This is a genomic window from Senimuribacter intestinalis (assembly GCF_943192965.1).
GTDB classification, from domain to species: Bacteria; Bacillota; Clostridia; order Peptostreptococcales; family Anaerovoracaceae; genus Senimuribacter; species Senimuribacter intestinalis.
Map to the genome: position 1 here is coordinate 21,838 of NZ_CALPCF010000001.1, position 24,708 is coordinate 46,545.

22 protein-coding genes are annotated in these 24,708 nt (G+C 43.0%); 3 read left to right on the top strand and 19 right to left on the bottom strand.

All coding sequences use genetic code 11. The features are described from left to right. Positions 1 to 51: 51 nt before the first annotated feature. Both NFR88_RS00120 and nhaC read right to left on the bottom strand, forming a co-directional pair. Complete coding sequence (locus NFR88_RS00120; RefSeq protein WP_251612514.1) at positions 52 to 879, bottom strand: histidinol-phosphatase HisJ family protein; 828 nt, start codon at positions 877 to 879, stop codon at positions 52 to 54. Further along, positions 879 to 2,366, bottom strand: coding sequence for a Na+/H+ antiporter NhaC (gene nhaC / locus NFR88_RS00125; RefSeq protein ID WP_251612518.1), 1,488 nt, complete (start codon positions 2,364 to 2,366; stop codon positions 879 to 881). Before nhaC ends, NFR88_RS00120 begins: the two co-directional genes overlap by 1 nt. A 231-nt stretch (positions 2,367 to 2,597) precedes the next feature. Here nhaC and NFR88_RS00130 point away from each other — a divergent pair, with 231 nt between their 5' ends. Continuing rightward, entirely contained in the window at positions 2,598 to 3,590 is a 993-nt protein-coding gene (locus tag NFR88_RS00130) for an inorganic phosphate transporter (protein WP_251612520.1), read from the top strand. 24 nt (positions 3,591 to 3,614) lie between these two features. Continuing rightward, complete coding sequence (locus NFR88_RS00135; protein WP_160201189.1) at positions 3,615 to 4,241, top strand: DUF47 domain-containing protein; 627 nt, start codon at positions 3,615 to 3,617, stop codon at positions 4,239 to 4,241. Between the two features lie 14 nt (positions 4,242 to 4,255). On the opposite strand, the gene NFR88_RS00140 is transcribed toward NFR88_RS00135, so the two are convergent. The 16 genes from NFR88_RS00140 to NFR88_RS00215 form a co-directional block, all read right to left on the bottom strand. Then, positions 4,256 to 5,419: a PucR family transcriptional regulator gene (locus NFR88_RS00140; RefSeq protein ID WP_160201190.1), complete on the bottom strand. Its 1,164-nt coding sequence runs from the start codon at positions 5,417 to 5,419 to the stop codon at positions 4,256 to 4,258. A 103-nt stretch (positions 5,420 to 5,522) separates the two neighbouring features. After that, positions 5,523 to 6,644 (bottom strand): aminotransferase, encoded by a 1,122-nt coding sequence (locus NFR88_RS00145; RefSeq protein ID WP_160201191.1) that lies wholly within the window; start codon positions 6,642 to 6,644, stop codon positions 5,523 to 5,525. Positions 6,645 to 6,664: 20 nt separating this feature from the next. Further along, a complete protein-coding gene (locus NFR88_RS00150) occupies positions 6,665 to 7,681 on the bottom strand; it encodes an ornithine cyclodeaminase family protein (protein WP_160201192.1) in 1,017 nt (338 codons plus the stop codon). A gap of 178 nt (positions 7,682 to 7,859) precedes the next feature. Beyond that, a complete protein-coding gene (locus NFR88_RS00155) occupies positions 7,860 to 10,397 on the bottom strand; it encodes a hybrid sensor histidine kinase/response regulator (RefSeq protein WP_251612524.1) in 2,538 nt (845 codons plus the stop codon). 11 nt (positions 10,398 to 10,408) lie between these two features. After that, entirely contained in the window at positions 10,409 to 10,759 is a 351-nt protein-coding gene (locus NFR88_RS00160) for an Hpt domain-containing protein (RefSeq protein ID WP_160201193.1), read from the bottom strand. Between the two features lie 2 nt (positions 10,760 to 10,761). Continuing rightward, positions 10,762 to 12,852: a diguanylate cyclase gene (locus NFR88_RS00165; protein WP_251612528.1), complete on the bottom strand. Its 2,091-nt coding sequence runs from the start codon at positions 12,850 to 12,852 to the stop codon at positions 10,762 to 10,764. A 105-nt stretch (positions 12,853 to 12,957) separates the two neighbouring features. After that, positions 12,958 to 14,142: a BTAD domain-containing putative transcriptional regulator gene (locus NFR88_RS00170; RefSeq protein WP_160201195.1), complete on the bottom strand. Its 1,185-nt coding sequence runs from the start codon at positions 14,140 to 14,142 to the stop codon at positions 12,958 to 12,960. 213 nt (positions 14,143 to 14,355) lie between these two features. Further along, positions 14,356 to 14,754, bottom strand: coding sequence for a hypothetical protein (locus NFR88_RS00175; RefSeq protein WP_243151014.1), 399 nt, complete (start codon positions 14,752 to 14,754; stop codon positions 14,356 to 14,358). After that, positions 14,751 to 15,869: an AAA family ATPase gene (locus NFR88_RS00180; protein ID WP_251612531.1), complete on the bottom strand. Its 1,119-nt coding sequence runs from the start codon at positions 15,867 to 15,869 to the stop codon at positions 14,751 to 14,753. Before NFR88_RS00180 ends, NFR88_RS00175 begins: the two co-directional genes overlap by 4 nt. A 243-nt stretch (positions 15,870 to 16,112) precedes the next feature. Further along, positions 16,113 to 16,256 carry a hypothetical protein gene (locus tag NFR88_RS00185; RefSeq protein WP_251612534.1) on the bottom strand — a complete coding sequence of 48 codons (144 nt, stop codon included), beginning with the start codon at positions 16,254 to 16,256 and terminating at the stop codon, positions 16,113 to 16,115. Positions 16,257 to 16,482: 226 nt separating this feature from the next. After that, the gene (gene tsf / locus NFR88_RS00190) at positions 16,483 to 17,412 is read right to left on the bottom strand and encodes a translation elongation factor Ts (protein WP_251612538.1); all 930 of its coding nucleotides are present in this window, start codon (positions 17,410 to 17,412) and stop codon (positions 16,483 to 16,485) included. A 38-nt stretch (positions 17,413 to 17,450) separates the two neighbouring features. Next, on the bottom strand, positions 17,451 to 18,203 hold the full coding sequence (gene rpsB / locus NFR88_RS00195) for a 30S ribosomal protein S2 (protein WP_160201235.1): 753 nt from the start codon (positions 18,201 to 18,203) through the stop codon (positions 17,451 to 17,453). Between the two features lie 178 nt (positions 18,204 to 18,381). Further along, positions 18,382 to 18,723, bottom strand: coding sequence for a LytTR family DNA-binding domain-containing protein (locus NFR88_RS00200; protein WP_160201236.1), 342 nt, complete (start codon positions 18,721 to 18,723; stop codon positions 18,382 to 18,384). A gap of 288 nt (positions 18,724 to 19,011) precedes the next feature. After that, on the bottom strand, positions 19,012 to 19,239 hold the full coding sequence (rpoZ, locus tag NFR88_RS00205) for a DNA-directed RNA polymerase subunit omega (RefSeq protein WP_160201237.1): 228 nt from the start codon (positions 19,237 to 19,239) through the stop codon (positions 19,012 to 19,014). After that, positions 19,239 to 19,859: a guanylate kinase gene (gene gmk, locus NFR88_RS00210; RefSeq protein WP_160201238.1), complete on the bottom strand. Its 621-nt coding sequence runs from the start codon at positions 19,857 to 19,859 to the stop codon at positions 19,239 to 19,241. Before gmk ends, rpoZ begins: the two co-directional genes overlap by 1 nt. Positions 19,860 to 19,925: 66 nt before the next feature. Next, complete coding sequence (locus NFR88_RS00215) at positions 19,926 to 20,810, bottom strand: YicC/YloC family endoribonuclease (RefSeq protein ID WP_251612541.1); 885 nt, start codon at positions 20,808 to 20,810, stop codon at positions 19,926 to 19,928. Positions 20,811 to 20,938: 128 nt separating this feature from the next. Here NFR88_RS00215 and NFR88_RS00220 point away from each other — a divergent pair, with 128 nt between their 5' ends. Beyond that, positions 20,939 to 22,612, top strand: a complete 1,674-nt coding sequence (locus NFR88_RS00220) for an Rqc2 family fibronectin-binding protein (protein WP_251612544.1) — start codon at positions 20,939 to 20,941, stop codon at positions 22,610 to 22,612. 105 nt (positions 22,613 to 22,717) lie between these two features. On the opposite strand, the gene NFR88_RS00225 is transcribed toward NFR88_RS00220, so the two are convergent. Further along, a complete protein-coding gene (locus NFR88_RS00225; protein WP_251612545.1) occupies positions 22,718 to 24,697 on the bottom strand; it encodes a hydantoinase/oxoprolinase family protein in 1,980 nt (659 codons plus the stop codon). Between the last annotated feature and the right edge of the window lie 11 nt (positions 24,698 to 24,708).

Consider the following 24,708-nt stretch of genomic DNA (forward strand, 5'->3'; position numbering starts at 1 on the left):
ACTGCAAAAGAACCCGCATATGACCTACATATCCGGGTTCTTTATTACTTTTTAAATTTTATAGAACGAAGGTTTATGCTGGCGGAACACCGCATAGTAATCAATGCCGCAAGCCTTCACCATCTCTGCGACTTCACAAAAGCCCTCGCCTAAGCGGGAAGATACATGAGAGTCAGAACCAAAGGTGATAATTTCACCGCCCAGTTCTGCATACCGCTTTATAATATCACGGTGTGGATTGGTCATGTTCTTTGCAGCAAACTTAGAGGTGTTGCACTCAATGCCCCGCCCTGTTTCGATGAGTTCTTTCAAAATCGCATCTAGAATATCTGCATATTTAGCATAAGTGAACTGTTCCAGTGCACCGGGACCGTAGCGCAGTACAAAATCCATGTGTCCTGCTACATCAAATACCTGAAAACGTTTGATATTTTCCAGCTCCTCCTCAAAATATTGAGAGACTGCAAGCTGGATATCTACGCCTTCATAATGCCTCTTATCCTCAGCGTCCATCTTGTGAAACGTATGGGTTGAACCGATGATGAAATCAAACGGAAAGGAATTTGCAAGTTCTGTCAATCTTTCACAAAGATGAGGCTGCATGCCAAGCTCAATACCTGTAAGTACTTCAATTCTGTCCCCATAACGCTCCTTTACACTGGCTAAATCTGCAACATATGCAGAAATTGCCGCATCATCGCCTCTGTCGTCGATGAGAAACGTAAAATAGTCCGGGGGAAATCTCGGTGCATCAAAGTCCTGATGGTCAGTAATGCAGATAGACTCCATGCCCAGTTCAATGGCGCGCTCTACCTGCTCTGCCACCGGTGTTGTAGAATCACTGGACCATCTTGTATGTACATGCATATCCGCAATCATTATGCTTCAGCTCCTTCACTTTCTTTCAGTTCAGCATCTGCTTCCAGAGGTTTCATGCAAATACCGGTCATAGCGTATACCAGTGCGATTACCCATACTGCATAGCTCATGAAGCAATACGGAAGATATGCGCTGATTGGAACGCCCAGCACTGACGGATAGTAAACGCCGGAGCCAGACCACGGGATAAACCCTGCCATACCAGTACCGAAATCTTCCATAGTTCTGGAAAGGTTCAGTGTAGAAAGACCCATTTCCTTATACTTTTCGTTATACATCTCACCAGTCAGAATCAGTGCTAGCGAAGAGCTTCCGCCGATCGCAACCAAAATAATTACAGAAACCGCAGTTGCCAGAATTAGCGTGAATCTGGTCTTTACAGATTGCAACAGTTTACCAAGCAGTACTTCGATTGCGCCAATCTGTTCCATAATACCTGCAAAATAGAAGCAAATATAGATTAGAATGAAAGATTTCAGCATGGAGGAAAGTCCGCCTCGATTCAGAAGCGTCATAGCGTCTTCCCCTGCCTCTGCAGCTATAAATCCAGGTCTTGCGCCTTCCACCATTTCCAGATTAAATCCGCTGTAAAGGGCAGTTACACCGTCTGCCAGTTCAAATCCCTGATAGAACATACCGATGAGCAGCGCTACAACCGCAGAAATCATCATCACTACCGTAGACGGCTTTTTAGTAACCGCGCCGTATACTACGATTACCAGAGGCAGCAGCACCAGAATATTCCACTTAAATACGGAATCCAGCGTAGAAAGAAGCTGCAGCGTGTTTTCCGGAAGTCCTGTCCCTGTGGTGGAAGCACTGATACCCATCACCAGATATACTGCCACACCGATGACCGCAGCCGGAATAACCGTTTTAGACATGTGCTTAATATGATCGAAAATATCGTTCTTCGTGGACAGCGCTGCTAAAATGGTAGTATCAGACAGCGGAGAAAGCTTGTCCCCGAAGATGGCGCCAGTGTAGCACGCACCTGCTACCGCTGCAATGTTTACGTTCGGCATTGCTGTTGCGATTCCCATCATAGTAATACCTGCTGTTGCAGCAGATCCCCATGAAGTACCTGTACAGGTGGAGAAGATCGCACACAATGCAAATGCGGAAACTAAAATCCACTTTTCACTGACAAGCTGTACGCCGTAATAAATAAACATTGGAATGGTTCCGGAGTACATCCAGGAGCCCAGCAGAAACCCTACTGCAATGAGAACCGACATTGCCGGTGCAGCAGATTTAATTTTCTCTGCGGTATATTTTTCCATCTCTTCCCAGCTATAGCCGCAGCGCCAGCCGATGAATACCACCCAGCACAGGGAAATGCCAATCAGCGCTGGCGCAGACAGATCTGCAAGGGAACCGAAGAAAAAGATTACAAGCAGCACGATGACTGCTGAGAGCGCTTCCACAATGTTCGGTTTTCTCTTTACGCGAACCGAACGCTCTTTGGTCTTAGCCTTATCTTTCATAAATAAGTTCCTCCTTTAAAAATTTATATAGTATTATTGCACTGTGTAAATTATAGCAATATTTCTACAAATATGGATTTGATAAAACACAAAGATTTCGGTACTTTTTTGTGGATTTATAAATTGTAACTTTCTACAAAAAAACTTCCGAAAATTCTAGGATTCTCTAAACTTTTCTCTTCCTTCTTGCATATATAATGAAGTTGACAATACTGAAACGGAGCGTATTTTATGTTTTATTTTATGATTGCCATTGGACTTATTTTCGCCTATATCAACGGTATGCACGATGGCGGCACCATCGTTGCCACCACCATTTCCTCTCGGCTTATTCCGCCTGCGAAAGCCGTTTTTATCGCCGGGCTTGCAAACCTTTTAGGGGCTCTAGCACTGGGTACAGCAGTGGCCTACACCATATCAGAAAACATCATTGATATCACGCCAGTTCTTGCCGGAAGTTCTGACCAGTGCTACACCTTTGTGGCTGCTTCCTTTGCAGGAAGCATGGTCTGGAATATCCTGACCTGGATCATCAAACTTCCCTCAAGCGCCTCTCACTCTATGATTGGCTCCATGATTGGCAGCGGTATTGCCGCTTATGGCGCAGGATACATACTTTGGAACTCTATCTTTGTAAAAGTCATTCTCGCTATGCTCATATCCCCTCTGCTGGGATTTATCTTCGGCTATTTGTTCCTGAAATTGCAGAACACCCTTTTAAAAAGCGCTACCATCGTATGGCAGCCCAGGATTCGTATTCTGCATAAACTGAGCAGTTTTTTCCTAGCGTTCAGCTATGGCAGCAATGATGCCCAAAAGGTCATGGGACTTATCGCCATCGGCCTTGCCGGATATTTTTCCGCAGGAATTGAGATCCCATTCTGGCTCATCGTAAGCTGCAGTGCCGCTCTTGCCATCGGTACTATCACCGGCGGATATAATATGATTAAAACTGTGGGCATGGAAATTTGTAAAATCGATATTCACAATTCCTTTGCCTCCCAGATTGCTACCATCAGCGTAATGACCCTTGCTAACCTGACCGGACTTCCCATCAGCGCCACCCAGGTCATCACCTCCTCGGTCATGGGAGTCGGCAGCGGCAATACGCCTAAATCCGTCAACTGGACTGTTACAAAAAAAATTCTCCTCGCGTGGCTGATTACCATTCCCGCCTCGGCAGCAACCGGCGGTCTGGTCTTCCTGCTGCTTCACCTGATTTAACTGGTAGAAAGGAACTCGAATATCATGAAAAGAAAACCAAATTTTTTCAAGAAAAACGAAAGACCCGATTTTCACTCCATGTTGCTCAAACAGTGTGAATATACATCCAAAAGTATTTCCCTGCTCTTAAACTTTATGAATCAGCCAGACGACCAACTGGCAGATTCTATCGAGCAATGCGAAAAAAAAGCCGATAAGGTCAGAAGAAGCCTCATCGACTATGTAGAAAACTCTTTCATCACACCCCTTGATCGTCACGATCTATTTGCCGTGTCCCGCTCTATCGACGACATGACAGATAAAGTCAAGGATTTAAAGGATTTTCTGGTATTTTTCAGCTATACCCCCTTTGAAAAGCACGTAGAAATGGCACGCTGCATTGCAAGTTCCATTCTCGCCATCACATCAGCCATGGAAAGCTGGAACGATAACTGTGATGTTTTCTGGGAAAATCTAGTCAAGGCAAAGAAGAACGAAAACCAAGTTAAGAGACTTTACTGGGAAATCATCGCAGAACTTGACAAACAGACGCTTCCCTTAAAGGAAATCATTATTATGCGTGAATTTTCTAAAGACCTTAACTGCCTCGCCAACAAGATTGGTCGTGCCGCAGACAGTATCAGTGATTTGAAAATCAAGTCCATCAAATAACATACAAACTGCATTTACAGAACACCACTTTCGTGGAGCAGATGAATCCGAAGCGCTGCGGACAATTCTCCATAAAATTCAGCTTCAGTCTTTTCCTCCGCAGCCAAAAGTTCTTTCACCTTAGAGAGTCTGTAGCGAATGGTGTTTTGATGACAGTTCATAGAAAGGGCGGTAGCGTTGATATCGCCCTTTTGAAATACCCATTCCTGACAGGTAGAAAGGTATTCCTCTCTGCCCAAAAGCGGTTTTAAGAAGCCTTCCGAAAAAGTTCGCATGGCTTGCGTATTTGCTAGAGGCACCAGATAGGAAAATGCGCCGATTTTCTCATAGTTTGCATATTCTCTACCTTCTGCCATGCTGGCGGCAAAGGTATGAAAACTCTCTCGAAGACACAAGTCCAACGCCTCGTGAGGCGGGTGAATGTCGCTTCTGCTAAAGTATACAGCCCCTTCAAAGGATAAATTGTCGCACACTTCCTTTAGAATCACTTCAAAACCTTCAAGGTTTTCAGAGGCGGCAGTCAGAATCACAAAAACACCGCCATCATAACGGCACAACAGACTTTTTTTCTTAAGGGCCTTGTTCATATAAAAGTTTCTGAAAATGCGCGTAGTCTTAAGCCTCTCTCCCTTTGCCCTAGGTCGCACGTAAACGGCCTGCGCATGCTCTTTAAAAAACAGTGAAAGGTTCTTGCAAATACGGCTTACCTCATCCCCTGGCATGTCGCCTTCTATCATTCGTTTAATCATCTGTTCGTCTAAAATCTGCGTGTCATCTCGCTGCACCGCTTCCATGATTTCGTAGACAATATTTTCAAAATACCGCTCCAGCCCAAAAACAAAGATCGGGTAGTTCTTTTCCCTGGAAAAATCCAGTACCTCCTGAGGCAATGTATCAAAGATGACACTCTTAAAGGCAAAAGCAGAAGTTCCCATTTCGTACAGCGCCTTAACCGCCTCCAGAATTCTGCTGCTGTCCGACTGTGCGAACAAAAGAGAGGAAATGACAAAGCTGTCCCTCTCAAAAGGCGCCTCATTCTGATAGTCCACACCCTCAGCAAACTCATAGTCCATAATGCCAACAGAGCAGACCACCCGGTCAAGCCCCCTCTCTCCGGAAAGAAGCCTAAGTCCCTGCAAACTTTGCAAATGCAGCAGATCTTTTACTTTTAATGCCATCTTTTCTCTCCTTTCTGCTAAAAACAAAACGATGGGCACAATGAATCACCCATCGTTTTACGAAGTTTTATGCTTACATGATTAAAGCAGCCCGCCCGCCATTTTACAGTTCTCTAAGAAACTCTGTGAATTTATCCAGTCCTTCACGCAGGGTTTTGGAATCGTATGCGTAGCCGATTCTGACTGCTCCTTCCATTTCAAAACACTCGCCCGGTGTAAAAAGCACACCCTTTTCAAAAAGGAGCTTTTTGCACAGTTCCTGTGATGGTATGTCCTTATTATAATACACTAAAGCTGTGGTTCCTGCAACAGGTCTGAGATATTTTACTTCTGGGGTTTCATTCACCCACTGGTCTAAAATCGCTCTATTTTTATTTAATATGCCTCTGTTTCTTGCAAAGATTGCCTCCTTATGAGCAAGGGCCAGTGAAGACAGCGCATCATCTACCACGCCGCAGCTGATGGTATCGTAGTCGCGTCTTTCGTGGCACAAATGCAGTGCTGCTTCGTCCTTAGTAACAATCCAGCCCATTCTAACGCCTGCCATGGAAAATACCTTGGACATGCTGCCTACAGAAATACCCTTGTCGTAAAGATCTACGATGGAGTGCATATATCTTTCATCCTCAGCAATACCTCTGTATACTTCATCGCAGAGAACATAAGCGTCCACGCTCTTTGCAATTTCAATGATTTCCTGCATAATATCTACCGGAATCCATGAACCGGTCGGGTTATTCGGATTATTGATGGTAATCATCTTGGTTTTTTCATCAACTAAGGACCGAAGCACATCAAGATTTGGAAGATAATCATCCTCTAGGGTCAGCTGCAAAATTCTTACATCTGCACCGATGGACTCCGGAATGGAGTAATGCTGCTGGTAAGTCGGCATAACGGAAACCATGTTGTCATCACGACCAATCAACGTAGTAATCACCTGATTATTTGCACCGATTGCACCGTGAGTTGGAATTACGTGCTGCGGCTTTACGTCTTTATAAAGGCTCGCAATGCCGGCAAGAAGCTGCGGAGATCCAAAGATATGACTGTAGGAAAGGCGCAGGTCTGCAAGGCTTCTCATATAGCTATCCACATCCTCCCCTGCCAGTTCTAACAGTTCTTTAATAGTAATAGAATCTACGCAGGTTTCTGCCAGGTTATATACCGCCTGCTCTTCATACTCATTCATCCAGCGTTCTACTTTAAAAGTTTTAATATCCATGTTTTTCCTCCAATTCTTTATTACAGATTTACGGTTTCACCAAGACCCTGCTCCAAAGCCTTTGAAAGCGCCAACTTTGCAGTAAGCAAATCTAACAGTGCCGTGCCAGTTGCATCAAATACGGTAATCTGCTCATCACTTTCTCTGCCGCAGGTCTTTCCTGTGAGAATTTCTCCGATTTCCCCTGCGATATCTTCTGCCTTTAGGATGCCCTTCTTGATTGGAATCTCGATTTCACCTACATTGATGCACTGCGGTGTATCATCGGTAAATACCCTTGCGCCGTCAAAGATTTCTGCGTCGATTTCCTCCTTTCCACTCATGTCAGCGCCAATACAGCTGAAATGAGTGCCCGGTTTTACCCACTCCTTGCGGATAATCGGCTCTTTGGACGGTGTCACCGTAATGATGATATCGCTGTCCCTTGTGGCAGCCGGTAAATCTGTCACCGCCTCAAAGACTGCCCTACAGTCCTTCATTTCAAAAGTTTCAGTTAGAACTTCCGGCATAGACGCTGCAAAACGCTCCGCATTTTCCTGGCTCAGAGCATCGTAAACATAGACCTTCTCGATATCAGGAAGCTGTGTCAAAGTCGCAGCCACCTGAAAAGTTGCCACATGACCCGCGCCTACTACCATCAAACTTTTAGAATCTTTTCTTGCAAGGAGCTTTGCACCGATTGCGCCTGCCGCGCCAGTTCTGATTCCTGTAATGTGACTGCCGTCTAAAATTCCCTGCGGAACGCCAGTCTTTGCATCCATAACCAGAACGGTTCCAATCAGCGCTGGAAGATCCTTCTTTGTGTTTTCGCCAAACCAGGATACCACTTTTAGACCGAAAATATCGCTGCCTTTCAGCCAGCCGGACTTGATATCCATGTCTGCTACGCCCGGTTCAAATTCATGAAACACCAGAGGAAATACCGCAGTCTCTCCCATAGCTTTTAGACGGTATACTTCCTCTACCGTGCTGATAACATCGGAAAGCTTCAGAACTTTTTCTGTGACTTCCCTGCTCAATACTCGTAATGTAAACATCTCTCATTTCCTTTCCAAAACTACGCTTCTTGTCTAAAATCTATTTAAAGTATATCAACTTTGAAAAAGCAAATGTTTTGTAAAATTCCAGAACTCCCGCCGCTTTTTTTGAAAATTATACAAGAGCCCCCTTTGAGAAGGCAGTTCACTGCTTTCTCAAAGGGGGGCTTTCTATTATCTATTGAATGTATTTAACAAGAAGTTTCATCACTTCATCGATGTCGATTGGCTTTGCTGTATGAGCATTCATACCGCAGTCCAAACTATGCTGGATATCTTCTGCAAACGCATCAGCTGACATAGCAATAATCGGAAGATTATTATCCTCACGTTCAAGCGCACGCACAGCAGTGGTCGCCTCATATCCATTCATTACCGGCATCCGAATATCCATCAGAATTGCATCATAGTAGTAAAGCGGTGACTGACTCATTTTATCAACACAGATCTGTCCATTTTCTGCCCACTCTACTTCAAATCCAACTTCCGTCAAAATATCATTGGCAATCTCATAGTTCAGTTCATTATCCTCTGTCAGCAAAATTCTTTTCCCTGAAAAGTCATAACTTGCTTCCTTTTCTTCGTCTGCCGCTTCTCCCTGAAGATAACGTTTCAGCCCATAATAAAGGGTAGATTTAAAGAGCGGTTTCGCAATAAAGCCGGTAATGCCTGCTTCCAGCGCCTGACGTTCTATATCACTCCAGTCATAGGCAGAAATTAAAAATACCGGAATTTTATGTTCTACTCTTCTGCTGATTTCGCGCATAGTATGCACACCATCCATACCTGGCATTTTCCAGTCAAGGAGAACCACCTGATAGTCCTTGCCTTCTTTATGTTTTGCCTCAATCATTTCCAGTGCTGCTTCACCGCTAAGGGCATATTCTGCTTTAACTCCCAGTTCTTCCAAGGCTGCGACCGCACTAAAACAAAGATTTTCGTTGTCGTCAACCACCAGCACTCTATCAACCGACAGTGTCATCTCCTCTTCTTCTATGGTCGCCTTCTTTAAATCAACAGTAATGCGGAATTCGCTTCCTTTTCCCAGTTCACTTTCTATTTCTATGGTGCCGCCCATGGCATCAAGGATATGTTTAGTAATTGCCATTCCCAGACCGCTGCCTACAGTCTTCTCTACCGCCATAGATTTTTCTCTGGTAAAGGAGTCAAATATCTTGTCCATAAATTCCGGACTCATGCCGATTCCGGTATCCTTAATACGGAACTGATTTCTGACATATTCTTCGCCTAAAGGAGAATTTTCCTGCACTAAATATACATTGATAGTACCGTCTTCCGGTGTGAACTTATGAGCATTTGAAAGCAAATTCAAAAGCACCTGATTCAGACGCACGCTATCACACATAACATTCTCAGAAACAATCTTCTGAATAAAAATATCAAAATGCTGATTCTTCGACTTAAACTGTGGCTGCATAATCTGTACGATATCTTTCATTGCTTCCCGCAGAGAAAGCTGGTCCATAGAAAGGTTCATCTTTCCACTTTCTATCTTAGACATGTCGAGAACATCGTTAATCAGTCCAAGCAGGTGTTTGCTGGACAATTTAATTTTCTGCAGGCAATCATCTACTCTGCTGCTGTCTCCCTCATTCTTAATTGCAATCTCCGTCATGCCGACAATGGCGTTCATCGGTGTTCTGATATCATGGCTCATGCTAGAAAGAAACTCGCTCTTAGCTGCATTAGCATGCACAGCTTCTCTCTTTGCCTCCTCCAGTTCCCGCATTTGTGTCTTCATCATTCTGTAATAAAGCAGGAAAATCAGAAGCAGCATAATCAGGATGGTGCCACCAGCTGTCAGCATAGCAACAGCACGCACTTCGTCCAACTCATAGACAATCTTGTCCAAATCCCCAAACGGCATAATACTGATTAAGTACCATTCCGAATCGGACAGCTCCGTCATATAGAGATGTCTTCTCTCTCCATTAATAGAAATGACAGTGGAGTATTTTATATTTTTCGCAATCGCTTCCTCTAATTCCGCTGCATAACTTTCCTTGGTTTTTCCATTATAGGTTTCTAAGATTGCCATCATTCGGTCAAAAAAGTTGTCTCTAAAAGCATCGCCGCCACGAATAACAAAATCCCCATCGCTGTTAATGATATGGGAATATGCAGTCGTATCCTGCTCATTTAAAAACAGATTCTGGCTGATATACTCCATAGAAATGCCTGCAACGATGACATCACTTTTCTTTCCGCCACCCATATCATATTTGACAGGTACAGAAAGCATCAGCATGCTCTGTTCATCCGCCGTATATGCACGTGAAATCTGTTTACCATCCCCTCGCAAAAGCTGCAGAAATTCCGCCTCGTCGAAAGGCTGTATTTCCTCTCCGAAAATTCGATAGAAATCTCCTTCTTGGGTGTAAAGGGCTAAATATTGAAAATCCCGCACACGAACACCTGTCTGCAATTCTGCAATCAGTGCCTCACCGAAATCATATTTCTCCGGTGGTGTCCTTTGAATCAGTCCTTCTATCTGAGAAATTCGCAGCTCAACTACCGTATCAAATTTCTGCTGAATCTGACGGTTCATCTCTGCCATATAGATTTCACCGATTTTACTGATGGAGGATTCGCTCTTATCCTTCATAAACATAGTAACCCCGGCGAGAACAGCAGTACTCAAAACCACTGCGACTATAATGCTGATTAATAAATATCTGCTAAAATTTTTCTTCACATTCTTTCTCCTTATTTCAGCAATCCTTGAATTGCCTGAATAGTAACGGCATAATCTTCTTTCAGGCAATCTATATATGCCTCCAGACCATCGGTGTCTTTCGCCCTCAACTTTTCTGTCAAAGCGTCTGCCGATACATGAAGTTTATCAAAACCTAAATTCTGACAAACACCTTTAATGGTGTGTGAAGCCCGGAAGGCTTCGTCATAATTGCCTGCTGCTAAAGAGTCGCACAGCAGCTGATAGCTGCCATCATCTAAAAATTTCAGCGCAAACTTTTCAATTCTCTCATCTTTGCGCAGGCGAGAAAGTACGCCTTCGTAGTCGCCGCCCATCATTTCATAACATTCTTTTACTGTCATTTTTACTCCCTCACTTTCTCTTCTTCCTCTTTGTTCTGCGAAGTCGCAAGCAACGTGTCCTTCATGGTTTCATCATAAAAATAGTAACGTCCTTTTCCACCTTTCTTTGCAGTATATAAAGCGCAGTCCGCACAGTGGTAAAGCTGCGTATAATCTGTTCCCACATCGTCGGATTTTGCAATGCCCATACTGATTGAAACAGAAAATTCATTAAACATGCTGTTGATTGCCGTAAAGATACGTTCAACAACCATCTCTAAACTGGTTCTGTATTCCAGGAACAACATAAATTCATCTCCGCCAATACGTGCTGCAATATCAGAACTTCTAATACTCTGCGTTAACTTATCTGCCACATACTTCAGCACCGAGTCACCAAAAATGTGCCCATACTGGTCGTTAGCTGACTTAAAATCATCTATATCAAACATAATGAAAGCAAAGGAATGATCCGGGTTTTTCTGCATGCGCTCCACCATCATTTCCGTGGCAGCAGCTCTGTTATAAAGACCAGTTAATCCATCTCTTGACGACATTTGCTTCAGAATGGATAGCTCGACATATTCTTCATGAATGTCAGTAATCTTTCCATAGAACTTTACAAAGGAACCTACACCTTCGCTGCCTTCACTGCTCCAAATGGTCTGTGCAACGACCCGTTTCCATCTTGCCTCGCCTGCCTGCGTCATTTCAAAATCCAACTGAACAATTGGATTCTCCGGTGACGTCTGCTCCAGACATTCAATAAGCTTCTGTATGTTTTCTTTCCCGAAACAATTACCTAAGCTCTCATCCTCCATAGGATTTAGGATATTTTCAGAAATTCCCAGCACTTTAGCACCCCACGCTGATACTGTAAGCAAAGGGGACGCTGCTATATATTCAAACTGAATTTCCTTGGACATCTCCGCATAAAATTCATTCTTTTTCCGTTCATATTCCAAAAGACGCATAGCTTTGTCCACTGCAGAAAGTTCCTCACGGCCGGCAATGCTGTCGGAAATATGATAAAACTCCTTGTCTAAGCTGGAGCCCAGTGTCTCATTATCCATGACCTTGCGCACTTCCTCTTCGTTGTCTCTAAGGCACTCCATAATCAACGGATTAAATGCGCCGCACTCCCCATGCAAAATCATATCTATGGCTTTTTCGTGAGAAAAGGCTTTTTTGTAAACGCGCTCACTAGTCAGCGCATCGTAGACGTCCGCCAAAGCCACAACCTGCGCCGCAATAGGAATTTCCTCACCAACCAGACCGTTAGGATAGCCTCTTCCATCGTATCGCTCATGGTGTGACTGACAAATGTCAATCGCAACCTTAACCAGCTCCTCATCTTTGTAAAAAGGAATGGCCTCAAGCATAGATGCGCCCAGCTGAGAGTGAGTCTTCATAATGGCAAACTCTTCATCGGTTAGCTTGCCCGGTTTATTTAAAACTTGATCGGGAATGCCAATCTTTCCGATATCGTGCAGGGCCGAAGTGACGGAAATCAGCGAAATCTGCGCCGGGGTCAGGTTATATTGATCCGTCTTCCTCGCCAGACTTCTAAGCAGCAGTTCTGTCAACGCCTGTACATGAATGACGTGCATGCCGCTTTCGCCGTTTCTAAATTCAACAATATGGCTTAAGATGGAAACTAATAGTCCGCTTCGCTTCTCAGTCTCATAAATTTGGTCTGCAACCATAGTCGCCAGCTTCTTCTGCTTGGCATAAAGCATGATGGTGTTATTCACTCGCCGGTAAACCACAGAAGAGTCAAAGGGACGCGAAATAAAATCCGTTACCCCAAGTTCATAGGCCCTTGCGATATAATCGGTGGAATTCTCTGCGGAAATCATCACCACAGGAATATCTTTAATCCAGCGATTCTGATTCATCACCTCCAGCACACCGAACCCGTCCATGCCCGGCATAACGATATCTAAAAGTACCAAAGAAATTTCCATATTTCTTTTCTGGAGAATCATAATGCCTTCCTCACCATCTTCTGCCTCCAGAATTTCAAATTCTTCCTCTAAAATATCACTTAAAATCAGACGATTCATCTCTGAATCATCTACGATTAAAATCTTTTGTTTTTCTTTGCCTGCCATATCTAAATTTCCTCTATAATTCAAGCTTTAGTCTCACTTTAAGTATACTAAAAAAAGGACTTTTTTGAAAGTCCTTTTTTAGTATATGTGGATATTTTTATCTACTTAATCATTAATGTCTTCCACGCTGTAATTCAGACGATACTGGCGGGAAGAATAGGATTTATAAAAGAGCTGAGAAATACGCTGCACGATGATATAAGTATCATCCGGTTTCGCGCATTGCACCAAAAGCACGAACTGATCATCCGCCACTCTTGCACAAATATCAGACGAACGAATAGAATCCAAAATCATAGCCTTCAGTTTGTTTAAAATGGTGCTTTTCTTATCAATTTCTGCAGCACCCGTCACATTAAACAAAATGAGATAATAATTCTTGTTTTCACGCTTAGCAACCTTGGAAGTCAACTCATACACGTGCTTAAACATATCGTAGGTGCAGTAAAATCCACCTCTGTCTGCCTGCTTATCCCGATTGTCATTGAGTTCTTTTTTTACTTCTGATATCTTAAGAATTTTTGACTTGTTCTCTTCCTCAATCAGTTCATAAAGTTCTTTAAACTTTGGTGACAAGCCCGTTCCCAGTTCTTTGTAAAAGGCTTCATTAATCTCGTCGTAATATTGAATCGCCTTGTGATATTCCTGGGTCTTAATCAGTCCCTGTATGTAAAAGTAATGCAAACCCTCATAGAAAGGTTCTCGCAAAATTGCCTGATAATCAATCTTAATCATTCGCTCATATTCGCCCTGATTAATCAGATATTTGCAGATTCTTCCTACAATATTGGCAAAGCTTGCTCTGTACCATTCTGCAAGCTGCATAATCCAAAAATGCTGAGAAGACGTCATATAGAGGTGTCCGGTATAAAGATCCATAACTTTCATGGCTGACTTGTACTCTTTCTCTGTCAGTTCCACTTTTCCTTCCAGTTTTTGAGAAATCTCAGTGAGTAAATCCGTATCCAGAACAAATCTAATCTGATTTGTAATTCTGTATCCGCCTTTGCTGGAAACAATCCAGTCAGTATCATCTCCAAATAATTCCTTCAAGGATGCTCGCAGGCTGTGGATAGTGAACTTCAGCGCACTCTTTGGATTCTTACTCTCACTCCAAAGTGCGTCATAAAGGTCCTCATTAGAAACAATTTTTTCATGATTGAGCAGCAGATACTGCAAAAGATTCAGCGGCTGCTTGTTTAAATGCTGCGTCATATTATACTTCGTGCCTTGATAGCTAATGACGAATCCACCAAACATGCGAACACACACAAAGTCATTTTTGGACATACCTATACCTCCGATTTCCGCCACATAAATGTACCTCTATTATATAGGTAATTCCCAGTCTATGTCAATAAGATTTGCCGTCATTTTAGAAGGTCTGCCAAATATCCCTCGTCTTTTTTGTGCGTTCCTTTTATTCTCTTATACTCTTTTATGGAATCAACCAGTAATTCTGCACGATTTCCAAAATATTCCTGGTAAAATGCACTGCTGTTGTCATACTTTCTTCTGCCGCAGCGGATATATTTCTTTGCAATTCTTTGCCTTAACCGATGACTTCACCTTTTCAAATTCTGCAGTCATTTTTTCTGCAATGATAAGAAGCATTTCCAGCTCAGGTTTCGTGCAGTATTTCTCTACACTGATGATTTTATCTTTATAATCTTTGGGGATTCTCAGCTTGTCGCCAAATCCGTCACCGATACGAAAAACCTTCACCTCGCCTTGATAGAGATTTAATGCCGTTTTTACTGCACTGTTTTTCTCAATCTGTCTCGCATGATAAGGGGTTACATTCAAAAGGTCATCTTCAGAATACTTCAAACAGTTATTTTTCAAAAGAATCCTCATGATTTCCAGTTCGTTAGAGCCTTCGCACATCATAAGAATTTTCATGCCATCAGCTCCTTCTTCATCTTCATCAGTGTCTCGTAATCTACTGCTGTATTAAATGCATTACAATAAAACTGTTTACTCTTTAAAAGCTCGGATCTGACATTGTACTCGCTATACATGTTATACAATTCCACCTTATCTGACGCCTTGGAAATCCATATATTATCCTGCCTGTTAAATAAATCCAGCACTTCACAATAGTGGGTGGTAAAAATTAAAGAGGCATTTTTTCTGTTTACATTTTTATCTTTATATAAACTAATCATATTTTCGACCAGCGTCTTATGAAAGTGATTTTCTATTTCATCAATCAAAAGGTCAAATCCATTTTTGAGAGAAGCTACCATCAAAATGTATAAAAAAATTCCTTTGGTCGTTCCGCTGGAAAGAAAATGCAAAAGTTCGTTATCCGATACAACTTCTTCACTGCTGCCGTAATCTAATCTGTAATTATGCGCATCTACACGTTCTATTTTTTTAATATTTTCGTCGAAAATCCTTATAATGGTAAGAAATACCGATTCTTCTATCTCGTAAGTTTTCATTGCCTTAAAAAGAAGCTGATATGTGTCTGTGCCGCTTCCGAAACTATCAAAATACAAAGCCTGCGTTCTTTTCTTCTCCAAAGCAAAGAACAGAATAGAGGTATCCTCCGGCAATGCACCCAAATCCTTTAACTCTGTGAAATCTTCCAAATCAAAAATACCGTTTACCTTGGATTTATAATACGGTTTCTGATACAAATGCTGACTTACAAAGTTCGCTTTGTTTCCAAGAGAGCTGTCGCCTTTCAATTCCGTTAAATAGCGATAGATAGAATTCTCATGAAAAAAAATGATTTCAAGCTGAATTCCGTCGTAATGATAGTATTTTTCCTCAAGTCTAAAATTGCCGAGTATAGAATAGCAGCAATCCAAAAGCTCTATTGCACTCGTTTTTCCAGAGGCATTTTTTCCTACAAATGCCATCGTATTGAACACATACAAATCTTCCGCTATCTTTTGAAGCTCGTACTCTTTGTCTTCAGCAGTCTTCTTAGATTTTGCCGTAAAGTCTATCGTAAAATCATCTTTACAATTCTTGAATCCATTCGCTTTTACTCTCAATAATTTCATGTATATCACCTCTGTTTATAGTATACACCAAAAAATGATTTTAAACAACATTTTTGTTTAAAATCATTTTTTGATTTTGTATGAAAGCCTACCCTGTATCATTTCCTACTCTGCGATATAATCGCTCCTTTTTATCTCTATACTTTTAATACCGTTGACAAATTTCATCTGTATCATCAGTTCAAGCAGTTTGATTCCTGTTTTCAAAGGTTCAATGACCTGCACACAACTTCCGACCTCTTTTTAAGCAAGCTGCACAGCATCTGCCGCCCGGTTCATACCGGTGCAGCCTAAAATAACGGTGGTAATCCTGTCTTTTTCAAACTCTTTGCAGCAGCTGACAAGCCGCTGGATTAAATCATTTTCCCGAAGCCCCAGCACCGTCAAATCTACCGGTTTTACTAAAGCGATATGCGCAGCGCCGTGGCTCTTTGCTTTTCACTAAATCATGGTAGCAGGCCTTCCTCACTTTATCTTTATTCGCCCTGACAAATAAACCCGCTGTTTTTTTGTAACCGTTATAATCAAAACCACTAAAAAACCCTTGAAAGCGCTCAGCCGGTGAGTCTTTCAAGGGTTTTCATTCTTACTTATTTGCCAGTTGCTGTTTTGATTAGTTCTTAGCAGCTGCTGCAGCCTGCTGTGCAGCTACTTCTGCAGCGAAGTCTTCTTCTTTCTTTTCGATACCTTCGCCTACTTCGTAACGAACCATTTCTACAACCTTCATGGATTTGCCAAGCTTCTTAGCTTCTTCTTCCACATACTGTGCAACTGTCAGGTCGCTGTTCTTAACGAACTTCTGGTCTACAAGGCATACTTCCTTTAAGATAGCCTTAATTTTGCCAGGGATGATTCTGTCAAGCAGTTCTTCCTTCTTGCCTTCGTTGAGAAGCTGCTGCTTCGCAATTTCTGTTTCGGAAGCAAGCCAATCAGCATCAACCTGCGTTTCGTCTACAAACTTAGGGTTCATGGAAGCAACCTGCATAGCTACGTCCTTACCTACGGTCTCGATTTCAGAAGCTGCTGCTTCAGTCTCGATACCTACAATAACGCCGATTTTGCCGCCGCCGTGAATATATCCAGTGTAAACAACGCCATCAGTAGCCAGCTTTTCAAATCTTCTGATGTTCATATTTTCACCAATCTTGGAAATCTTGTTGGTCAGAGCGTCTTTTACAGTACCCTCATCGCCATAAGTCATTTCCATGAAGCAATCCATGCACTTTGCGTCATCAGCCAGCGCCATCTTGGACAGATTATCTACGAATTCTACGAATTCAGGGTTCTTTGCAACAAAGTCTGTTTCAGAGTTTACTTCGATAACAGCAGCATTCTTGTGGTCATCGGAAAATGCGATTTTAACAAGACCTTCTGCAGCGATTCTTCCAGCTTTCTTAGCTGCCTTGGATAAACCCTTTTCTCTCAGAACTTCTACAGCTTTATCGATGTCGCCATCGGTTTCAACAAGTGCCTTCTTGCAGTCCATCATGCCGGCACCAGTCATTTCTCTTAATTCTTTTACTAATTGTGCAGTTACAGCCATTTTTTGACCTCCAAATCTTATATCAATAGCGATGTGAATTATTCAGCGTCTGCTGCTAAAGCAGCCTCAACTTCTACTGCTGCTTCCTCTGTGCCTTCGTCAAAGCTTTCGCCCTGATTAGCTTCAATTACAGCGTCAGCCATTCTGCCAGCGATAAGTTTTACTGCTCTGATTGCATCATCGTTAGCAGGGATAATATAGTCAACATCGTCCGGGTCACAGTTTGTATCTACGATACCTACTACAGGAATACCCAGAATTCTAGCTTCCTTTACTGCGATTCTTTCTTTCTTAGGGTCAACGATGAACAGTGCTCCAGGCATACCCTTCATGTCTTTGATACCGCCTAAGAACTTCTCTAATTTATCACGTTCAGCTCTCAGCTTGATAACTTCTTTCTTGGATAACTTTTCAAAAGTTCCGTCTTCTTCCATTCTGTCAATGTCAAAGAGTCTTTTGATTCTTCCACTGATAGTCTTGTAGTTGGTCAGCATACCGCCCAGCCATCTTTCGCTTACGTAGTACTGTCCGCATCTCTTCGCTTCGTCGATAATAGCGTTCTGTGCCTGTTTCTTAGTTCCTACGAACAGGATTGGTTTGCCGGTTGCCGCAACTTCCTTCATGAAGTCATAAGCTTCCTCAATCTTCTTTACAGTCTTCTGTAAGTCGATGATGTAAATTCCGTTTCTTTCTGTGAAGATGTAAGGAGCCATCTTAGGGTTCCATCTTCTGGTCTGGTGTCCAAAATGTACACCAGCTTCAAGTAATTGTTTCATTGAAATTACTGCCATGATTCTTTTCCTCCTGGTTTTACCTTCCACTCGGTCTATCGTGCATAAAACCGCTTTCGCGGCACCGCTTCTACAAAACAACCGGGTGTGTTAAATTAATTCATTTTGGCTAAAGATAAACAAGCCGACCATTATTATACGTCATTTAGATTGAAATTGCAAGCTTTTTTAAAAACTATTATGCCAAATTTACGCTATTTTTCAGAAAAAGTTTGTATTTCTGTCTCAGTTTAATAAAATTTGTCCTACCCAAGCAAAAAACATACCCGTTATCAAAATGGATTTCCGGCTCTCTCATCGACACAATGCGTTCCAGATTCACATAACACCCCTTCAGACAAGGGCAAAACCGTCCGTCAAGAGCCGCCTCCAGTTTGCTCATCTTTTCATAATATCGGTACTCCCGGCAGGAAGTTACCACATGAAGCTTTCTTCCCTCCTGCTCCACAAGGACGATGTCACCTACGAAAACCCTTGCCACTTCCGCACCGCTTATTATGAGAATGGATTGTTCTTCCATTATCGTTCCTCCTAGTCGTATTATTCTCAGTATTATACTTTTCATTATATAATAAACACAAATAGGAGCCTATGGCAATTTCTCCTCTTTTTCCGACTATTTTCGACAGGTTATGACAAAATATGGCAAATCGCCCTAAAACAAAATTATGATTTTGCAACTTATAGAACTAAGAGAAATCAAAAAGAAAAACATATTTTTTGTCATTCAGCCAGAGAATATCGGTATAGCACGATAAAACAGCCCTTTGCAAATGCAAAGGGCTGTTTTTGCAGTCTCAGCTGGATCTTATAATTCTTCGATTTCTTCAAACTCCGCTAAATGTGCTTCTCTCTTATAAGTGATTAAATCTTCTGCAATTTCGTGAGCTGCGATAGATACGGGCTTATTAATCTCACATTCTGTCAAAATCGGTTTTCCGTCAATGATATCTCTAGCTCTCTTAGCAGCCATGTTTACGATGGTGTATCTGCTGTCTGCCTTCTTTCTAATCGCGTTAATTGATGGGTATAGCATTATACTTCCTCCTTATATTTTTCAATCAGCTTGTAAACATTCTGAGACACTCTGGAGTGTTCGGCAACTACGATAGCCTTAACCCTGCTTACTGCCTCTTCCAGTTCGCCGTTGACCACACAGTAATCATATTTATCTATGTAGGAAACTTCCTTCAGTGTCTGCGAAAGCCTCAAGTTAATCGCATCTTCCGTTTCTGAACCTCTGCCAGTAATTCTCTTTCTGAGTTCTGCCATAGAAGGCGGCAAAATAAAGATAAAAATCCCGTCAGGATATGCAGTCTTTACATTCAGCGCACCCTGAATATCAATTTCCAGTACAACATCGATGCCCTGCTGAAGTTTTTCTATCACTTTGGCTTTCGGCGTGCCGTAATAATTGCCGTAGACTTCTGCATGTTCCAGAAATCCTCCAGCCTCTATCTCCTTGCAGAACGCCTCCTTCGTTGTAAAGTAGTAACTAACACCCTCTTCCTCTCCGGGACGAGGGTTTCTGGTCGTCATCGATACGGATACTTCTACCTTGGTATCTTCTACCAGTCTCTTACAAATCGTTCCCTTGCCGGCGCCAGAAGGTCCGGATATAATAAATAGTTTTCCTGCGTGTTCGGCTCTGTCCATTTTTATCTCCTCGAAGCGTTGTATGAGTAAATATTATATCACTTTTCGCCTTCTCATTCAAGGAAATTATTCGATATTCTGCACTTGCTCACGAATCTTTTCAATTTCAGCTTTCACCTGCAGCATTAAATTAGTCACTGCGATATCATTGGCTTTAGAGCCGATCGTATTCGCCTCCCGGTTCATCTCCTGCACCAGAAAATCCAGTTTTTTCCCATCAGGCTGGCTGCTCTTTTCAATGATTTCTTTCATCTGATCCATATGACTGTTGAGTCTGGTCAGTTCCTCTGCAATGCTGCATTTGTCCGCAAAGATGGCTGCTTCCACAAGGATTCTGTCCTCCGGCACAGTCACGCTGTTTCCAATCAGTTCCTTGATTCTCTCGCGAAGTTTCTCAGTATAAGCCTTTGGAACCTCTGCTGCCCGTTCTTCAATTCTATCTACCAGATCTTTGATGATGCCTCCGCGCATAACCAGATCAGCCGCCAGCTTTTCTCCCTCTACGCTGCGCATGGCTTCCAAATTGGAGGCCGCTTCCCTAACGGGGGTGAGAATACATCTGGTCATTTCTTCCTCATCATCCACATCGGGAATAGCCTTTAGCACATCGGGAAGCCCTGCCACGTACTGCAATGTGATCTCACCTGGAAGTTCAAAGTTTGCCTGCAGGGCTTTCAGATTGTCCAAATACTGCTGTGCAAGCATAGTATTCAGCTTAATATTGACATCATTTTCCGTCAAATTCTCTACCATAATGGAAACGTCCACCTTGCCGCGTTTGATCTTTTCCTTCACAGAGTTTTTCACTTTATCTTCTACAAAAGAATATCTTCTTGGCATTCTCACCGAAATATCACAATATCTGTGATTGACAGACTTGATCTCTACAATGATGCTCCGTTTTCCGTCATTATATTCACCTCTGCCAAATCCTGTCATACTTTTTATCATCTAACTGTTTCCTCTCTTTCTTACATCAATGATAATAAATTTATTTTATCATATTTTCCTTTCGTTGACAAACGATTCTACATCGGGGTACAATAGAGAAAGTATCGCAAAAAGAAAGGAGTCATATTATGGCTTTTGACGGCATTATCACCTGCGCCATGGTAAAAGAGCTGCAGGACACCATTTTGCTTGGAAAAATCGAAAAAGTTTACCAGCCGGAAAGTGACGAACTGGTATTTCATATACACACAAAGCAGGGTAACAAAAAACTTTACGCCAGCATAAACAGCGCCCACAGCTGCCTGCATTTTATTGAGGAAAATCCGATCAATCCGCCGGCACCACTGGCATTCTGCATGCTGCTCCGAAAACACCTTGTGGGCGGTCGTATCGTAGAGATTTCCCAAAAAGACGCAGAACGTATCATAGAGATTTCCCTGGAAACCTTAAATGAACTGGGCTTCACTGTATCTAAGAAGCTCATCTTTGAAATCATGGGAAAACACAGTAACATCATCTTGGTGGACATGACTACTGGCAGAATCATCGACAGTATCAAACGAATTTCCATCGATGTTAACCGGGTACGCCAGGTTCTGCCCGGCAAGGAATACGTCTACCCGCCGGCCCAAGACAAAATTTCCTTCAAAGAAATCTCAGATGAAGCACTTTTAGAAATGGCTGCAAATCCAAAAGAAATTCTCTCAAAAGTTGGCGGTATCTCCCCTGCTGTAGCTAGCGAACTTTCTATCAATGACGACCGCGTCAGCTGGCTTTCCGCTCAGCGTTCTTCTATTGCAAGTGGCACTTTTATACCCCATATTTACGCTGATGAAAAAGGAGTGCCGCAGGAATTTCACATCGCTTCACTTTCTCAGTACGAAGAAAGTACGCAGCGCATTGATTTTGAGACCCTGAGCCAATGTCTCAGCTATTATTTTGATCACAAGCAGTCATCTAACCGGGCAAGGCAAAAATCTCACGATCTAGTAAAATCTGTCTCCAGTCTTCTCGATAAACTCTACTTAAAAAAGCAGCGTCTTTCCGAAGATCTTTTGAAGGCGGAAAACTCTGAAAATCTGAGGCTTTACGGAGAGCTTCTCACCGCAAATATGCACCTTGCAAAACCGGGCGATGCTGCAGTGGAGGTCATGAACTACTATGACGGAAGCACAGTGAAAATTCCCCTTGACCCTCGGCATAGCCCGTCAAAAAATGCACAGCAGTATTTTAAACGTTATGGAAAGTCCAAGACAGCCATTAAAGAAAAACAGGTGCAGCTTTGCGAAACTGATGCAGACATCCAGTATCTGGAATCAGTTCTGACTTACCTGAACAATACAGATAGTATAGAAGAAATAGAAGCACTCCGCGGAGAGCTTTCCGAAACAGGCTATATCAAAAAACGTAAAAGCGCTTTTAAAGAGAAAAAATACAAACCTCAGCCCCACCGCTATACCCTTTGCGATGGATCTCAGGTTTTGGTGGGACGCAACAACAAAGAAAACGATATTTTAACACTAAAGACTGCTTCTAAGACGGACTTATGGCTGCATACCAAAGATATCCCCGGCTCTCATGTTATCGTTCAGACAGGCGGCGCTGCACTTTCTGAGGAAGCGCTCTTTGAAGCAGCTGCTATCGCAGCCTATCACAGTAAGGGACGCACCTCAGAAAATGTTCCTGTAGATTATGTACAAGTTAAATATGTAAAAAAGCCTTCCGGCGCCAAACCGGGCATGGTAATCTTTACTAACAACCGCACCCTCTGGGTCAACCCGAAGCTGCCTGAACCAAAATAAAAATCCGTCTCTTTTTAAGCAAAAGGGGGCGCAAGCTGCCTCAAATATCACAATAGAAAGCCCCTTTTCCTTCGGAAAAGGGGCTTTTTTTCAAACAAACAACAATTATTTGGTCACAGCTTTTGCCGTCACCAGGGTTTCAAGAAACAGTTTTCGCGATTCTCCAGTCAGCTGATAGTAATCCTCTGAAACTTCTGTCTCAACCCGCGTCACTTTTGCAGCACCTTGCTCCAGCGCCTTTTCGCCTGCCCGCTCCTCAGCAACTTTCTTCGCCGCTGAAAGTGCTTCGTCGTATTCTTCAAAGGTCATCGTTTTACTGCCGCCAGTGACTCGATAAACGCCCAGTGCCGGCTGAATGTACACAGTATATTCGGCGACTACACTGCCAACTGCTGCGCCGATAGCATTAGCAACTTTAGCATATTCCGGCACATCCGCCGAAGCACCAAAGAGCGCTGCTACCTCCGGTAAGAAAATTCTAGTCGGTGCACCAATTCCAATAAAGTCTATCTGAGATTTAAAATCCGGTCGCATGAACTTTGCACCACTCTGTCTCTGTTTAAAGATATAGGCCGCCAACTTTTCAACAGCCGCCTCATCTTCATAAGAAAGCTTGCCGTCTGTCTCATATTTCATAAAAATACCGGTAAGGCTGCTGTAAAGTCTTGCTTTCGCCAAGTCATAAATTTCCCTGCAAACTGTATCAAAATCTTTTTTCGTTGCATTGCAGAGATATATCACACCCTGTTTTGCCGCTTCCACATCGTAAGCATCATAATCGCCGCAAATATGCATAACGTCAGTCGGTGTTACACCGCACCTGATGATTACGCCTTCATCCTCAAGACGCTTGCTTCTAAACACATACGGACTCACCCCTACTGCTTCTGCTGCTTCACTGAACATCAAAGGCTGTACTGCCAGCGCTTCAATCAGCTTCTGTTCGTTAGCGGTATACCTTGCCATATTCTTAGGCCGATTTACCAGCATAAAAAACTGATTGGCAGGATAGCTGTAGGTAGCAAAACCAGCATTAAGCTCCGTCAGCTTTTCCCGAATCCTTGGAAACTGAGCTGCTGCCATGGAAAGAGGTACAATACGTCGCTTTTCCAGATAAAGGCTGTTGTCTTCGTATTCCACCGCACTATCGCCACCCAACGCAAAGGTATCAATGGTGACCCCTTTAACCATAGTCTTCCAAGGTCCGATAGAAATACCTGCATCACTTGTCACTGGCACTCGATTTTTTAAAAGGGCAACATCACTGGTAGTCCCGCCCATGTCCACAATCAAGGCATCTTTTTTGTCAGAAAGCTCCATAGCCCCGATAATGCTGGCAGCAGGACCGCAGAGCAAAGTTTCTACCGGCCTTCCCATAGCATAGTCTCTGCTCATAATATTGCCGTCACTTTTGACGACCTGAATCGGCAGTGACAGCCCCAGCTCCGCCAGAGATTGGTCAATGGAGTCAAAGAAATTCTCCATAACAGGAATCAATCTGGCATTGAGCAGTGCTGTCGCTGCTCGCTTCTGTACGTTCAGTTCCTGATAAAGATTGTATCCACGCACACAAGGAACAGAAAGCACTTCACCAATAATCGCTTCTGCCTCCTTTTCAAACTGGCCGTCATTGTATTTGGCGTTCATCTGCACAATTGCGACACTGTCAAACTCACGAAAGGTTTCTTTGACAGTCTCTCGAAAAGTCTCCCAGTCCGGAAGAGGCGTTCCTTTATCAACAGTGGCAGCATCTCCTTCTAAAAAGCAAATTTCTGAAACCGGCGGAAGCCCATAGGTTCCCTGCATCCTCGCAATCATCTGTGGTTTTACACCGATCAGCACCAGTTTAGCACGACCGCCCTTGCCTTCGACACAGGCATTTGTTGCAAGAGTCGTAGATAGAGACAGATACTCCGCCTGTTTAACGAGATTTTCATCCAGACCTCTCAGCGCTTTCAAAATGCCCTCTTTTAAATCTCCTTTCGTCGTCAGCGTCTTGCTGAAAGACAATACCTGATTTCCGTCGGTATTCAAAACTACTGCATCGGTACAGGTACCGCCGGTATCAATGCCAATTCCAATCATGCTATACTCCT

Excerpts from the sequence above, each read along its gene's own strand:
- NFR88_RS00120 (WP_251612514.1), bottom strand. The coding sequence starts at position 879 with ATGATTGCGGATATGCATGTACATACAAGATGGTCCAGTGATTCTACA.
- nhaC (WP_251612518.1), bottom strand. The coding sequence starts at position 2,366 with ATGAAAGATAAGGCTAAGACCAAAGAGCGTTCGGTTCGCGTAAAGAGA.
- NFR88_RS00130 (WP_251612520.1), top strand. The coding sequence starts at position 2,598 with ATGTTTTATTTTATGATTGCCATTGGACTTATTTTCGCCTATATCAAC.
- NFR88_RS00135 (WP_160201189.1), top strand. The coding sequence starts at position 3,615 with ATGAAAAGAAAACCAAATTTTTTCAAGAAAAACGAAAGACCCGATTTT.
- NFR88_RS00140 (WP_160201190.1), bottom strand. The coding sequence starts at position 5,419 with ATGGCATTAAAAGTAAAAGATCTGCTGCATTTGCAAAGTTTGCAGGGA.
- NFR88_RS00145 (WP_160201191.1), bottom strand. The coding sequence starts at position 6,644 with ATGGATATTAAAACTTTTAAAGTAGAACGCTGGATGAATGAGTATGAA.
- NFR88_RS00150 (WP_160201192.1), bottom strand. The coding sequence starts at position 7,681 with ATGTTTACATTACGAGTATTGAGCAGGGAAGTCACAGAAAAAGTTCTG.
- NFR88_RS00160 (WP_160201193.1), bottom strand. The coding sequence starts at position 10,759 with ATGACAGTAAAAGAATGTTATGAAATGATGGGCGGCGACTACGAAGGC.
- NFR88_RS00165 (WP_251612528.1), bottom strand. The coding sequence starts at position 12,852 with ATGGCAGGCAAAGAAAAACAAAAGATTTTAATCGTAGATGATTCAGAG.
- NFR88_RS00170 (WP_160201195.1), bottom strand. The coding sequence starts at position 14,142 with ATGTCCAAAAATGACTTTGTGTGTGTTCGCATGTTTGGTGGATTCGTC.
- NFR88_RS00175 (WP_243151014.1), bottom strand. The coding sequence starts at position 14,754 with ATGAAAATTCTTATGATGTGCGAAGGCTCTAACGAACTGGAAATCATG.
- NFR88_RS00180 (WP_251612531.1), bottom strand. The coding sequence starts at position 15,869 with ATGAAATTATTGAGAGTAAAAGCGAATGGATTCAAGAATTGTAAAGAT.
- tsf (WP_251612538.1), bottom strand. The coding sequence starts at position 17,412 with ATGGCTGTAACTGCACAATTAGTAAAAGAATTAAGAGAAATGACTGGT.
- rpsB (WP_160201235.1), bottom strand. The coding sequence starts at position 18,203 with ATGGCAGTAATTTCAATGAAACAATTACTTGAAGCTGGTGTACATTTT.
- NFR88_RS00200 (WP_160201236.1), bottom strand. The coding sequence starts at position 18,723 with ATGGAAGAACAATCCATTCTCATAATAAGCGGTGCGGAAGTGGCAAGG.
- rpoZ (WP_160201237.1), bottom strand. The coding sequence starts at position 19,239 with ATGCTATACCCATCAATTAACGCGATTAGAAAGAAGGCAGACAGCAGA.
- gmk (WP_160201238.1), bottom strand. The coding sequence starts at position 19,859 with ATGGACAGAGCCGAACACGCAGGAAAACTATTTATTATATCCGGACCT.
- NFR88_RS00215 (WP_251612541.1), bottom strand. The coding sequence starts at position 20,810 with ATGATAAAAAGTATGACAGGATTTGGCAGAGGTGAATATAATGACGGA.
- NFR88_RS00220 (WP_251612544.1), top strand. The coding sequence starts at position 20,939 with ATGGCTTTTGACGGCATTATCACCTGCGCCATGGTAAAAGAGCTGCAG.
- NFR88_RS00225 (WP_251612545.1), bottom strand. The coding sequence starts at position 24,697 with ATGATTGGAATTGGCATTGATACCGGCGGTACCTGTACCGATGCAGTA.